Raw genomic sequence first — 11,647 nt, forward strand, 5'->3', positions numbered from 1 at the left:
TTTCTGGTACCATATCACCAGCAGCAAGGTGTATATGCCGTTGGTATAGTGCCAGCCAGGGGCTGCACTATACCAACATTTTTTATTCCACCGGTAATGCCAAGTCTTATCTTGTCAACTGCTTGACAGAATCATTTTGTCGAACGCTGTAGAATGTTAATTAGTTATTAAACAATATTCAATTTTAAAACATTCCACAGGCCGGCAGGGGCATCAAGTACCAATTACTTTTCGAGACTTTGATAGTACCTGGTGAGGATTTCCAGAACTTCTTTGCGACCGAATTCGAGCGGGGGCAGTTCGCCTCTGCTGAACATTTCGCGAACTTTGGTGCCGCTGATGGAGATACGGTCTTCTTTGCCGTGCGGGCAAGTTTTCTCAGTAGCCATACCCATGCACTTTTTGCAGTAGTAAGCAGCGGTAACTTTGATGGGCTGGCAGAGAATTTCGCCGGGTTTGAACTGGTCAAAGATTTCTTGCGCCTGGTAAGGAGTATAGTAGCTACCTACGCCGGCATGGTCACGTCCAACAAGAATGTGGCTGCAACCGAAGTTTTGACGGAAGATGGCGTGCAGGATGGCTTCTTTAGGACCGGCATAGCGCATTTCCATGGGATATACGCGCATTTCAACATGATTGGGGTTGAAGTAGTGCTCCATGTGAGCTTTGTAGCACTCGAAGCGCACTTCAGCAGGAATGTCACCCTTTTTCAACTTACCAACGATGGGGTGCAGGAACAGACCATCACAAATCTCCATGCCGATCTTGCACAGGAACTCGTGAGAGCGGTGCAAGGGGTTACGGGTTTGGAATGCGCAAACGGTGTTCCAACCTTTGGACTCAAACAGAGCACGGGTTTCCGCCGGGTGAGCATAGTAGCCGGCATACTTTTCATCATAGCCCAGTTCGGAGAAGGTTACAATATCGCCGCCGATGTAAACATCACCCTGAGCCATAACTTTTTGAACGCCGGGGTGCTCAGCATCGTCGGTGAAGAATGCTGCTTTGCACTCTTTAACTTTGTCGTATTCATACTTGTCGGCAACAGTGATGATACCAACATATTCGCCGGATTCATCGTCAACCAGAGCCAGTTCTTGACCGATTGCGATAGTTTCAGCTTGTTCCTTGGTAACAGCCAGGGTTACAGGCAGGGGCCAGGCCAAACCGTTGGCCAGGTGCATATTGTCGAGAACACTTTCGTAGTCAGCTTTGGTCATAAAGCCAGTCAGAGGAGAGAATGCGCCCATACCGAGCATCAAGCAGTCGGAAGTTTCACGAGAGCTCATGCGGATAACCGGTAGGGATTCAGCTTTGGCTTTCAGTTCGGCCCACTGTTCTTTGGGAGCCAGTACAGGGGTCAGTTTCCCGCCATGGGGTGGTACTAATGCCATTGACAACACGCCTCCTTGTTGTTTTTAAAATTTGGACTGCGTCCTAATTTTGTGAATACAAACACTTATGATTATGAGGATGTACCACTGAGCCGACACCCCGCGACACCAGATCATCAACCAGTCAACCGGCCAATTGATCCCTCTCTGCCAGGTTCCGGTTGCGATTGATATAAAAATCCCTGCTACCCCCGGTAGCCGTGAATACCGTTATCATAACGTGATGATATTCACGAGGAGCATCCGGTGCCTGCTTGGCATCCCCACCTTTTCTATCTGAGCGTGGGTGCCAGTTGGTACTACTATTTGTGATTTTGTATACTTAATTTTTATTTATTCTCCCTGAATTTCTGTTTTCCTGCTGCCTTTTATAATTTTATTATGAATTTGTGCAAAAAAGTATTTGCCACAGGAAATGCCTTTTTATTCTCTAAACGCCAAATTGCTTAAGGGCGTTGTTGGGTGAAACGATGCAGTAATCCAGACCGGCTTTCTTGCTGTCCAACCCGTAGGCAACGGCCATTAACTGGGTAAAGAATAATACCGGTAAATTATAATTGGTTCCGTAACCTTTATTTACCTTCACTTGGAAAGCGTCCAGGTTCATCTGGCACAGGGGACAGGGGGTCACGATTAAGTCCGCCCCGGCTTCATGGGCGCTTTTAAGAATGGGATACAGGGCAGAAACCGTAATGTCAGCGGAACTTATGGCCATTGCGCCGGTACAGCATTTTAGCTTATGGGAGAACGGTACAGGTTCTGCACCCAAGGCAGCAATAATTTCATCCAAAAAGGTGGGATTTTCCCAGTTGTCGAATTCTCTCAGTGCCCTAACGGTCTGGCAGCCAACATAACCGGCCACTTTCAGTCCCTTCAAAGGCTTGACTACCTTGGAAGCAATGGTGTCCAGGCCCACCTCGGAAACCATAACATCCAACAGCATACGAACTTTTAATTTGCCGTCATAGCTGAGCCCGTCTTTGCTTAATGCATCGTTGGCATTGACTTTAAATTTTTCATCGGAGAACTTTTTATTGACATTGCCTAAAATGGCATAGCATGAACTGCAGGTGGCAACCACGTCTTCCTGACCCATTTTTTCAGCTAGGGCAAGGTTTCTGGCCGCCAGCACATCCGCAGCAAACTGACCGATTACGCTGGACGTTACAGTGGCGCCGCAGCAATTCCAGTCTTCGATTTCCTTCAGTTCAAGGCCCAAAACCTTGGCCACCTCAAGGGCGGAGTGATGGTAACTAATGGCTGTTCCTTCGCTGGCGCATCCAGGGTATAGTGTGTATTTCATACTAGTGACCACCCTCCTTCTTGGCGATTTCCTGGGCCCGGTTCAGCACCTCACGTAATTTGCCGGGGTTTTTAACTCCTTTGGGCGGTAACAGCGGCAGGCGACGGTGCAACATCAATCCCTTACCGACATCCTGCATATCCAAAGCCATTTTCATGAAATTGCCCAGACCGATTTTCAGGCCGTAATTTAACATCAGTCCGCCTTCCCAAATGCGCCCACGTTTGGATACGTCCTTTGCATAAACTTCTGCCATAGCTTGGGAGTTGTGATTGATTCCGTTCTCCACGGCCAAGTGACGGAGGTCGTGCATTACATCCATCATTGGAACCCCGCGGGGACAACGACAGGCACAGGTGTAGCATGAAGTACATAACCACATGGTATTGGCCTTGAGCACTTCATCCTTACGACCGGCCCGGATGAGCTGGATGATGCGTCTGGGTGAAAGATCCATCTTTTCTTTCAATGCGCAGGTGGTGGGGCAAATGCCGCACTGCATGCACATTTTTACCCATTTGCCGTTTTCCATCTCATAAACCTTTTTTGTAAATTCCGAATCGTACTTTATGGTTGCCTTCTCCTTTGCCGTAGCGTCAGACATTTACTTTCCTCACTTCCCTTCGGGCATTCTTCCGGCAGTTTGGTCCTGTCAACCAAACTAAAAGTCGGCACTCACGTGGCCCCGTTCGGCTTTGTGAATATCCGCACACGAACTAACGCAATGCTCTGCCGACACCTCCTTGTGCATGGCATCATAAATCATATATAAACGCTTGGGAAACTTGTCTAATTCATAAGAAAAATCGGTTCAATCAACCAGTCAGCTGAGATCCATTCATGAGTTAACTATATCATCACTACTTTTCGTTGACAAGTATAATTACGTTTAAGGTATTTTGGGGCGGAAATTACCGTATTTACGGGAGGACTTGTGTAAAAGAATACTATGCCATAAGAATTGCCTGGATGACAATGGTTTGTGCTTATTGTAACTTTATTCGAGGTATTCATTCAGAATCCTGCATCATGGTTTTAAATTATTAATTTTTTATTTGTCCTGCTGTATAGTTCTAATTTATACACGAACTTCCTTTAGTATTCTCTATATTTTCTTGATTTTCTTGACTTCATCCATCGCCAGTTGACTGGATATTTGTTATAATTAGTACATGATAACGGAGCAAATAACGTATAAGGAGATGAGAACTCTATGTTGCAGCAGGTGGAACTCTATTCTGCCCTTGGTAAAGCTGAACAAAACAACTTATTTGCCAAGCTTGAACAAATATATGCAAATCTTCCTCGTACTTCCTGTGACGGCTGTGCAACATGTTGTAAATGGGGCAGCCCCCCGGCTTTCTTTATTGAGTATTTAAACATGTATCGATATGTCCGGGACAACATGAAAAAAGATTGGCTAGATATTCTCAAAAAGTCGACTGAATATTTCTATCTCGAACTGGTTGATGTCAACCAGAAATGTCCTTTCCTTAATGACGATAACAACTGTTCCATTTATAACGTACGTCCCTTTTCCTGCCGTTCCTATGGACTGTTATCCAAAAAGGACTTTGAAACCGGCGACCGGGGTCTTAAAAAATTAGCACAGAAATTTAAAGATGAATATGATCTTACCATTCCCGAGGAAATTATCAACTATGAACTTCCCTGGTGTGGCAAGGTGGTTTCCGACAGGGGATCCTATCTGGAAAAATCCACCCTGGCGGGGCTGGCCGCTCAAATCGGTTCCTTAGATTACACCTTCTTCCCTCAGGAGTTAGTGGACCAGGAGGGAACTCTTTTACCTTATCCTGTTCATTTAATGAATGCTGTTTTGGGAACCGGCGCCCGGTCTCGTAAAATCAAGGTGATGAAACAATTTGTTGATGAAGGTAGCAAAGAACTGTTAAATCATTTTGTGGAAAAAGCATCTTCCTTCCAGTTTTAATCTCATGTCCTTCCGGTTAACTTTACCTCTTATGTGTTTTCCCCCAATATAAATAGATTCGCCAAAAAGGGAAGGATTTTGTTGTATTACGGAGAAGATATGGATGGGAGGTGAAAACTTTTGGCGAAAATTGATGCAGCGCTGGACTTGTGTGTTCAACTCGGCAAAATACTTTCTGAAACCGAAGAATATCAGAATATGAAACAAGCAGAAGCCAACCTTCTCCACGACGAAGAGGCACGCCAGTTGGTAGAGGGCCTGCAAAAACTACAGATGGATATTCAAAAGAAAAAATTGGCAGGCATACCATTATCCGATGTAGATAAGAATAACATGAAGGAAGCTGAGGCCAGGGCCCTTGAAAACCCGGTGGTAAAAGCTTCCTTTGAAGCCCATGAAAAGTTCCAGGCCATTATGACTCTGGTAAGCACAAAAATTCGGGAAGGGATCCGCGGCGCAGAGCAGGTCCCCTTGGATGATGAAGAAGAATCCGAAGAATAACCACGGCAAACAGAAGAGACTTCATACTTTAGATTATGAAGTCTCTTTCATTTCTTAACTATTCTTATTCTTTTCTTATTCTTTGGGCGGCTCAAATTTGTACCCTACGCCCCAAACCGTTTTAATCAGATCCGGGTTGGCGGCATCCTTCTCTATCTTTCTCCTAAGTCTGCGAATATGAACGGTTACTGTATCCTCGTCCCCCTCAAAGTGACTTTCCCATATTTGTTCTAGCAACTGCAGCCGGGAAAAGATTTGATTGGGATGGGATGCCATCAGCCAGAGCATGTCAAACTCCTTGGCTGTCAGCGTAACTTCCTTACCCCAAATACGAACCAGTCGTGTAGAATACTCGATTCGGACATGCGGATATTCCAGGACTTCCTTATTTTTCTTTTCCGGAGCGCTTTTACTGCGTCTGAGAACAGCTTTCACCCTTAATGCCAGTTCTGCCGGGCTGAAAGGTTTAGTCTGGTAGTCGTCTACCCCCATTTTAAAGCCTACAATTTTATCCACCACATCGTCTTTGGCGGACAAGATGATAATCGGTACATCAACCTTTGCTTTTATTTTCTGTGAAGCTTCCAGGCCGTCCAGCTTGGGCATCATAATGTCCATAATCACCAGGTCAGGGTTCATAGTGGTGGCTAATCGAACGGCTTCTTCGCCATCCTGGGCAGCCATTATTTTATAACCTTCTTGTTCCAAAGTGTGAGAAACAATTTTTACAATTCTGCGGTCATCATCCGCAATCAGTATGGTTCCGTTGCTCATGACCACCCTCCGTTTTAAGTCGATACCAGTAACTTTGACAATAAGTTTACAAAATCCTTCCGGACCGGCCGGATTTTTTTAATGCTATAGTCCTATTTAGATAGGATCTTTGACGCATTTAAATAATACTCGCCAAAGTATACTATAAAGTTACCGCTTTTCCCTTCCCGCTATATGCGGGCTTTTCTTTTTTATTTGATGAGATTTCTGGTGAATAAGACCTGCATGATTATTCTATAAGCCGAAAATAATACTAATGCGTTGATTGACCGGGAAGGTGAAGGTTATGGAGGAAAAATACTGTCCCAACTGCAAAAGAAATGTGACGCCGGTAAAAAAATGGTCCTGGGTTTGGTTTTTAATACTTCTCCCCATCTACCCTATCTATTATCATTATTTCGCCCCCAGAATTTATTGTCCCATTTGCGGCGCCAAGGGCTTACAGCCTGGGCGTCCCTGAAAAGATATGGCGGTCTACCGCCTGATCCAAAGCATTTTAATGGGCCGCCACTTTTAGTTAAAATAACCAATCGCCAGAATAACAAAAAACAATGAGTTGGCAATTTCCAGTTTACCAATTTGCAATGGAGTCATTTCACGGCCGGTACAATATATTGCTCTAACGAGGCTAGGTAAATAAGCGAGGGTCAGCATCCAGCTTCCGGTAATGATAAATGTAAAGAAAACAACCGCTCCGTGATAACCCCAGGACAAACGGCGAAAATGTGGGTTGGTCCTTTCCCGAATCATGGATTTTACAAAAAATACACTTCCCATGAAAAACACCACACAGAACAACCAGACCCAGAGCAAGTCGTTACTCCAACTACCAGCTCCGACGTAACCGCCGGCCACCGCCCCCAGGGACAAACCGGCAACGGCCGTAAAGTTATTCAACAATTCTCTCTCCCGATTCATGCGAGCATAATAAAGATTTACAAGTAGTATAATAAAAAGCGCTGCGCCCAGCCATAATAGCGCCGGGTAACGGGTGATCGGTACAATAAGAAAGGCGGCAGCCATTAACCCGTAAATAATCAGCCATTTTCTGTATTTAGCAGCATTCCGATAGTTACGGCAAATCATCATAAGAGGGTACGAGGTTAAATATAATAAGAGCCAGCCCAGCAATAACGGAACTTGCAGCCAGTTAAGCCCCTGGCTGGCAGCGCCCAACACAAAGGACACGACGAGCATGGCCCAGACACCGTGTTCTTTCGGCAGTATCACTGTCATAAGACTCACCTCAAAACACATTTTAACTCGCATAGATTCCCTGCGTATGTGATGAGCGTTACATTGTTAAGAAAAAATTATTCTTAATAAAACCAACTGCACTTGCGAATCACCCAAAACTCTCCCCGGAGTTTAACTCGCAGAAATTCGAAAATGTCATAGTTTTTGACCACCCGGCCAACCATTGGCCGGGTAAATCATGACCCCCGGGATTACCCGGGGGTCATGATTTGCTTGCATTTCTGCATTATCCCGTCTGCAACAGTTATTTATGGTACTGGAATATATTTGGAATTATAATATATGTATTCAGGCATTCCACTTTACAAAAACACATTATTGGGAGGATGGAAGATGAAAATTTTATTACCCACCGACGGATCAGCTAACGCTCTGCGAGCGGTTCACTACATCGTTAAACTCGCGCAGAAAGGTCTATCTCTTAATTTAACGGTTTTAACGGTAATTCCCTTTACTGAGGACATGGCAGCTTTCTTAGGCATCGGTAAAGAAGAATACCTCAGACTTAGCCGGCTTCGCACCGGCCCAATCTTCCAAAGATATAATGAAGCATTACACGGACTGGACAATATTCAAATGGAATACATAACTCTGCAGGGTGATCCGGCCGAAGAGATTGTGAAGCTGGCGGAATCAGGAGAGTATGATGAGATTGTCATTGGCAGCAGGGGGCTTAGTCGGGTAAAAGAATTGTTCCTGGGAAGTGTAAGCCACAAAGTGGTTCAAATAGCAAAATGCCCGGTAGTCATCGTGAAGTAGGTGAATAAACGTGAATTATTTATTTGTGGGTTTTGGAGGGATCATTGGGGCAGTCTGCCGCTATTCCCTGGGGACTTTTATTGGCGGACTTGCCGTAACCCCCTTCCCCTATGGTACTTTAAGCGTTAACTTAATAGGAAGTTTTCTACTCAGCTTTATTGCTTACAGCAGTTTGCTCCGCTGGCAGCTGCGCCGGGAACATCTGTTGGCGGTCAATACCGGGATAATCGGTTCATTTACCACCTTTTCCACCTTCTCGGTGGAAACCCTAAAACTGATGCTGCAGGGACACCCGCTGTTGGCATTAGGATATGTCTTTATAAGTCTGGTTTTTGGCCTGCTATTATCCTGGGCTGGTATTTATTTGGCAACTCAGCTGTACCGGAAAGAAGAAGCGGGTAAATGTTAAAGGAGTAATTGATTATGAAGTTAATTATATTGGTGGCTGTCGGTGGTTTTCTGGGAGCGATCAGCCGCTTTGTTATAGCCAATTTTGTACAATCCAAGCATAAAACGCCCTTTCCCTTCGGTACCTTTACAGTTAACCTCCTTGGGTCCTTTTTGCTTGGTATCCTCTTTGGCCGGCATCGCCTGGCACCAGAATTGTTCTTTCTATTGGGCACCGGTTTCATGGGTTCCTTTACTACTTTCTCCACCTTTGAACTGGAAGCTGTGGAGCTTATCCGCAAAGAGAAAGTATGGGTATCTCTCACCTACCTGCTTGTAAGCACTGTTTTAGGCGTTGCACTTGCTCTGGCCGGCTACCGTCTGGCAAAGATATTCTAGAAGAAATTTTTCCTAGCCAATACAAAGCCAATTGTAAAACCCGCCGGATCATCCCCACAGGGACAAAACGGCGGGTTTTGTTAGGAGCAACAGCAGGTTACTGTTCATATAGCCGTGCTACAATATGATCCGCAATACGCATACCAGCCCGGTGTAATTTTGTCAGCAATTCTTCGTAAGAATCCTTAATTAATCCCCTTCTTAAACCAGAGTAAAGTACAAACATTGTCCCAAAAACCTCGATATCGGCTCCTCTGGCGTAAGTTCTGGCCTTTCGGTCGTCTAGTAGCACTGCTTTAGCATTTTTTTCTTTGGCCAAAACAATGACTTCTGTTTCTCCTAAGTCCAGGTGCCCAAGGAGTATATTTACCGCCAACTGGTTTTCGACTTTTAACACCCGGATAAAATCAGCGTTACGTACTTCTTCAGCACCGGGCAGACCAGCACCGTTTTCAACAACTTCATTATACACTGCTTCGGGTATGAATATCCGGCCAAAAATAGCAGGCAGCAGGTGAAGGTAACCTATTTTACTAAGTGTAATCAGCGGGCCGGAGTTACAGATAATCAAAGATACCCCAACTCCTTACCCAGTTCTAACTCCTTTTCGAGGTCTTCCATTTCGTAATTGATAAACACCTTCTTACGGGCCAACAAATCAGAGAATTCCCATGCTGTCATATCACACATTTTAGCTGCCTGACCGAAGGAAAGAATACCATCTACAAAATAGGACAGGGCCAATCGTCGAATAGAATCGACCTCCAGTTCTTTGAGACGGAATCCGGCCTTCAACAGAGTATCAGGCACCTTTAATGTTAAACGGGTCTCTTTCACATTATCACTTCCCCGGACAGTATTTAGTTTATTATATCATTTCCGATTAGTTAAGTTGGGTAAAAAAATGGTTAACGAAAAAATCGACCATAGAGGATTTTTCGCTTAGAAAAATATCCGAGTGATGACGTATAAGTTCGTATGACTGTTGTACCCGAAAAGAGGCAAAAGTCAACCGTTTCCACATATTGAGTGACACCTTAATCTTAGCTCTGGAACAAAGCAGCCTTTCACCGGCAGATGTAGAACGGCTAGCAGACAAGATCGACAGACCAACTCCTGTAACAGCAAAATGGCGCTTCTCGTCTATGTATTGGCCCTGGGTTAAAGCCAATATCCGGGTTTTACTAACGGTAGGTATTAAACTAAAGTCAAACCACTCTCTACGATACCGGTGCATGGGTTCAGGAGTTAATTAATCTGGTGGTTAGAGATATTCGACTTTTCATAGGCGATCATCCTCAGGCAACAGCACCCCAAATTTTTCCTCAACCGTTGCTACGATCTCGGGATAGAGATCTGCTGTAAGGCGCAGATAATGCCGGGTGTTTTTCAGTCCGGTATGTCCAAGGTAGGTCGATAAATAGGGTAACGCAGCTGACAGGTCAACCCCTGCCCTTCTGCATGGAAGAGCGATGATGTGAAACGCGTGCTTGCTTGTGTTGACCGGGGAAATCCAACGGGCAAACGGGATTATGCGATCTTGTTGACCGTGGCCCGACTGGGCATGCGGGTGCAGGATCTTAAAGATATCAAGTTATCCAATTTAAAATGGGATGCAAGAAAAATTGAGATTGTTCAGCACAAAACAAAACAGGCGGCGAGCTATCCGTTACTGGACGATATTGGGTGGGCCATAATTGATTACCTTAAAAATGGCCGTCCCCAGACCACTTCACCCCATCTTTTTGTCCGGCATAATGCACCTTTTGAGGCATTCGGCACCCACGCCAATTTGCATAACATCATTACCAAGTACACAAGACTTGCCGGCATCGAACTGCCCAGCGGTTCCAAGCGCGGCATGCATTCGCTCAGGCACACGGGATACTCGGATAATGAGGGTTTTTCACAGACGGCACATCACTTGCAAGTTACCGCATTATGATCGGGCACAGGTCGGGTAATATATGAAACGGCACCTGGCTTACGCCAGCATTGCCGTAAGCGTCAAACTGTACCCACCTGGTTTTATGTTTGGGTTTGTTGGATAATCTTCCTCAGAACACGAAGTGAGGAGGATTTTTTTTATGGCAAAAGCTGAACGGCAAAAAGAATGGGCAGTTCGGATCGCCTGTCGATTAGAGTTATGGTATGTTGTTATGCAAGATACCCGATTCAATTTACGAACCCAAGATACGTACAGGGTGACGATTTAAATTCAGAAAAAGGGGATCAGTGGCTGATCTCACCCATGATCCCCTTCCGTGGATTTCGGTAGGAATATCCGTCAACTTGTGGACATCATATAAAGTGTCTACGGACTCTATGCAGTGTCAGTAACAATAAAAGCCCGCTTTTTATCTGATTATGTTGGCGTAGTTAGGCTATGTTTTGTACATTTTGGCGACAAAATGGCGACATTGAAGTCGAAACACCCTCTGTTTTTCAGAGGGTGTTTCAGCTTAAACGCTTGATTTACTGGTGCCCGGAGCCGGGGTCGAACCGGCACGGGTATCGCTACCCGCAGGATTTTAAGTCCTGTGCGTCTGCCTATTCCGCCACCCGGGCAAGATATTTAGCTTTAGCTTAATTAGTATAACAATCTCAAATACTTTTGTCAATACACTGAGATTGAGATTATTCTATAAAAATATGGCGGAGCTGACGGGAGTCGAACCCGCGATCTCCTGCGTGACAGGCAGGCATGTTAGGCCTCTACACCACAGCTCCGTAAAATTGTGGAGCGGAAGACGGGATTCGAACCCGCGACCCTCGCCTTGGCAAGGCGATGCTCTACCACTGAGCCACTTCCGCAGAGTCTTGCGCCGACGAATATAAATATAGCACAGGTGAAGAGGACAAGTCAATATCCAAGTTATGGATTGTTAATCACCGTATTTACGGTTAAATCCGATAATAACG

14 protein-coding genes and 3 tRNA genes are annotated in these 11,647 nt (G+C 45.2%); 7 read left to right on the plus strand and 10 right to left on the minus strand.

What is annotated here, in order from left to right; all coding sequences use genetic code 11:
- Positions 1-224 precede the first annotated feature (224 nt).
- The 3 genes from sat to BUB67_RS06885 all read right to left on the minus strand — a co-directional run bounded on the left by sat (position 225) and on the right by BUB67_RS06885 (position 3,301).
- Complete coding sequence (sat, locus tag BUB67_RS06875; protein ID WP_073237813.1) at positions 225-1,394, minus strand: sulfate adenylyltransferase; 1,170 nt, start codon at positions 1,392-1,394, stop codon at positions 225-227.
- Between the two features lie 430 nt (positions 1,395-1,824).
- Positions 1,825-2,697: a CoB--CoM heterodisulfide reductase iron-sulfur subunit B family protein gene (locus tag BUB67_RS06880; protein WP_073237816.1), complete on the minus strand. Its 873-nt coding sequence runs from the start codon at positions 2,695-2,697 to the stop codon at positions 1,825-1,827.
- Between the two features lies 1 nt (position 2,698).
- Positions 2,699-3,301: a 4Fe-4S dicluster domain-containing protein gene (locus BUB67_RS06885; protein WP_073237819.1), complete on the minus strand. Its 603-nt coding sequence runs from the start codon at positions 3,299-3,301 to the stop codon at positions 2,699-2,701.
- Positions 3,302-3,910: 609 nt separating this feature from the next.
- Here BUB67_RS06885 and BUB67_RS06890 point away from each other — a divergent pair.
- Positions 3,911-4,648, plus strand: a complete 738-nt coding sequence (locus BUB67_RS06890; RefSeq protein WP_073237822.1) for a YkgJ family cysteine cluster protein — start codon at positions 3,911-3,913, stop codon at positions 4,646-4,648.
- 120 nt (positions 4,649-4,768) lie between these two features.
- On the plus strand, positions 4,769-5,149 hold the full coding sequence (locus BUB67_RS06895) for a YlbF/YmcA family competence regulator (RefSeq protein ID WP_073237825.1): 381 nt from the start codon (positions 4,769-4,771) through the stop codon (positions 5,147-5,149).
- Between the two features lie 75 nt (positions 5,150-5,224).
- Here BUB67_RS06895 and BUB67_RS06900 read toward each other — a convergent pair whose 3' ends face one another.
- Together BUB67_RS06900 and BUB67_RS06905 are read right to left on the minus strand one after the other, a co-directional pair.
- The gene (locus BUB67_RS06900; RefSeq protein WP_073237828.1) at positions 5,225-5,923 is read right to left on the minus strand and encodes a response regulator transcription factor; all 699 of its coding nucleotides are present in this window, start codon (positions 5,921-5,923) and stop codon (positions 5,225-5,227) included.
- A 513-nt stretch (positions 5,924-6,436) separates the two neighbouring features.
- Positions 6,437-7,159 carry a YwiC-like family protein gene (locus BUB67_RS06905; RefSeq protein ID WP_073237831.1) on the minus strand — a complete coding sequence of 241 codons (723 nt, stop codon included), beginning with the start codon at positions 7,157-7,159 and terminating at the stop codon, positions 6,437-6,439.
- A gap of 354 nt (positions 7,160-7,513) precedes the next feature.
- Between BUB67_RS06905 and BUB67_RS06910 the strand changes: the two genes are divergently transcribed.
- From BUB67_RS06910 to crcB (BUB67_RS06920), 3 genes are read left to right on the plus strand one after another with little or no spacing between them, the layout of a single operon-like run.
- A complete protein-coding gene (locus BUB67_RS06910; RefSeq protein WP_073237834.1) occupies positions 7,514-7,939 on the plus strand; it encodes a universal stress protein in 426 nt (141 codons plus the stop codon).
- A 10-nt stretch (positions 7,940-7,949) separates the two neighbouring features.
- Positions 7,950-8,348, plus strand: coding sequence for a fluoride efflux transporter CrcB (crcB, locus tag BUB67_RS06915; protein ID WP_073237839.1), 399 nt, complete (start codon positions 7,950-7,952; stop codon positions 8,346-8,348).
- A gap of 14 nt (positions 8,349-8,362) precedes the next feature.
- Positions 8,363-8,725, plus strand: a complete 363-nt coding sequence (crcB, locus tag BUB67_RS06920) for a fluoride efflux transporter CrcB (protein WP_073237841.1) — start codon at positions 8,363-8,365, stop codon at positions 8,723-8,725.
- Between the two features lie 97 nt (positions 8,726-8,822).
- Here crcB (BUB67_RS06920) and BUB67_RS06925 read toward each other — a convergent pair whose 3' ends face one another.
- Positions 8,823-9,296, minus strand: a complete 474-nt coding sequence (locus BUB67_RS06925) for a PIN domain-containing protein (RefSeq protein ID WP_073237844.1) — start codon at positions 9,294-9,296, stop codon at positions 8,823-8,825.
- Positions 9,293-9,562 carry a UPF0175 family protein gene (locus tag BUB67_RS06930; RefSeq protein ID WP_073237847.1) on the minus strand — a complete coding sequence of 90 codons (270 nt, stop codon included), beginning with the start codon at positions 9,560-9,562 and terminating at the stop codon, positions 9,293-9,295. The genes BUB67_RS06925 and BUB67_RS06930 overlap by 4 nt, the downstream gene beginning before the upstream one ends.
- A 640-nt stretch (positions 9,563-10,202) precedes the next feature.
- Between BUB67_RS06930 and BUB67_RS06935 the strand changes: the two genes are divergently transcribed.
- Together BUB67_RS06935 and BUB67_RS17180 are read left to right on the plus strand one after the other, a co-directional pair.
- Positions 10,203-10,670: a tyrosine-type recombinase/integrase gene (locus BUB67_RS06935; RefSeq protein WP_073237850.1), complete on the plus strand. Its 468-nt coding sequence runs from the start codon at positions 10,203-10,205 to the stop codon at positions 10,668-10,670.
- 142 nt (positions 10,671-10,812) lie between these two features.
- Positions 10,813-10,941, plus strand: a complete 129-nt coding sequence (locus BUB67_RS17180; protein WP_274377230.1) for a hypothetical protein — start codon at positions 10,813-10,815, stop codon at positions 10,939-10,941.
- 263 nt (positions 10,942-11,204) lie between these two features.
- Here the strand turns inward: BUB67_RS17180 and BUB67_RS06940 are convergent.
- From BUB67_RS06940 to BUB67_RS06950, 3 genes are all read right to left on the minus strand, one after another.
- A tRNA-Leu gene (locus tag BUB67_RS06940) sits at positions 11,205-11,293 on the minus strand.
- A gap of 85 nt (positions 11,294-11,378) precedes the next feature.
- Positions 11,379-11,455: transfer RNA gene (locus BUB67_RS06945), tRNA-Asp, on the minus strand.
- A 9-nt stretch (positions 11,456-11,464) separates the two neighbouring features.
- A tRNA-Gly gene (locus BUB67_RS06950) sits at positions 11,465-11,539 on the minus strand.
- Positions 11,540-11,647: the final 108 nt, after the last annotated feature.

It is taken from the genome of Desulforamulus putei DSM 12395, from assembly GCF_900129195.1.
GTDB classification, from domain to species: Bacteria; Bacillota; Desulfotomaculia; order Desulfotomaculales; family Desulfotomaculaceae; genus Desulfotomaculum; species Desulfotomaculum putei.

Excerpts from the sequence above, each read along its gene's own strand:
- sat (WP_073237813.1), bottom strand. The coding sequence starts at position 1,394 with ATGGCATTAGTACCACCCCATGGCGGGAAACTGACCCCTGTACTGGCT.
- BUB67_RS06880 (WP_073237816.1), bottom strand. The coding sequence starts at position 2,697 with ATGAAATACACACTATACCCTGGATGCGCCAGCGAAGGAACAGCCATT.
- BUB67_RS06885 (WP_073237819.1), bottom strand. The coding sequence starts at position 3,301 with ATGTCTGACGCTACGGCAAAGGAGAAGGCAACCATAAAGTACGATTCG.
- BUB67_RS06890 (WP_073237822.1), top strand. The coding sequence starts at position 3,911 with ATGTTGCAGCAGGTGGAACTCTATTCTGCCCTTGGTAAAGCTGAACAA.
- BUB67_RS06900 (WP_073237828.1), bottom strand. The coding sequence starts at position 5,923 with ATGAGCAACGGAACCATACTGATTGCGGATGATGACCGCAGAATTGTA.
- BUB67_RS06905 (WP_073237831.1), bottom strand. The coding sequence starts at position 7,159 with ATGACAGTGATACTGCCGAAAGAACACGGTGTCTGGGCCATGCTCGTC.
- BUB67_RS06910 (WP_073237834.1), top strand. The coding sequence starts at position 7,514 with ATGAAAATTTTATTACCCACCGACGGATCAGCTAACGCTCTGCGAGCG.
- crcB (WP_073237841.1), top strand. The coding sequence starts at position 8,363 with ATGAAGTTAATTATATTGGTGGCTGTCGGTGGTTTTCTGGGAGCGATC.
- BUB67_RS17180 (WP_274377230.1), top strand. The coding sequence starts at position 10,813 with ATGGCAAAAGCTGAACGGCAAAAAGAATGGGCAGTTCGGATCGCCTGT.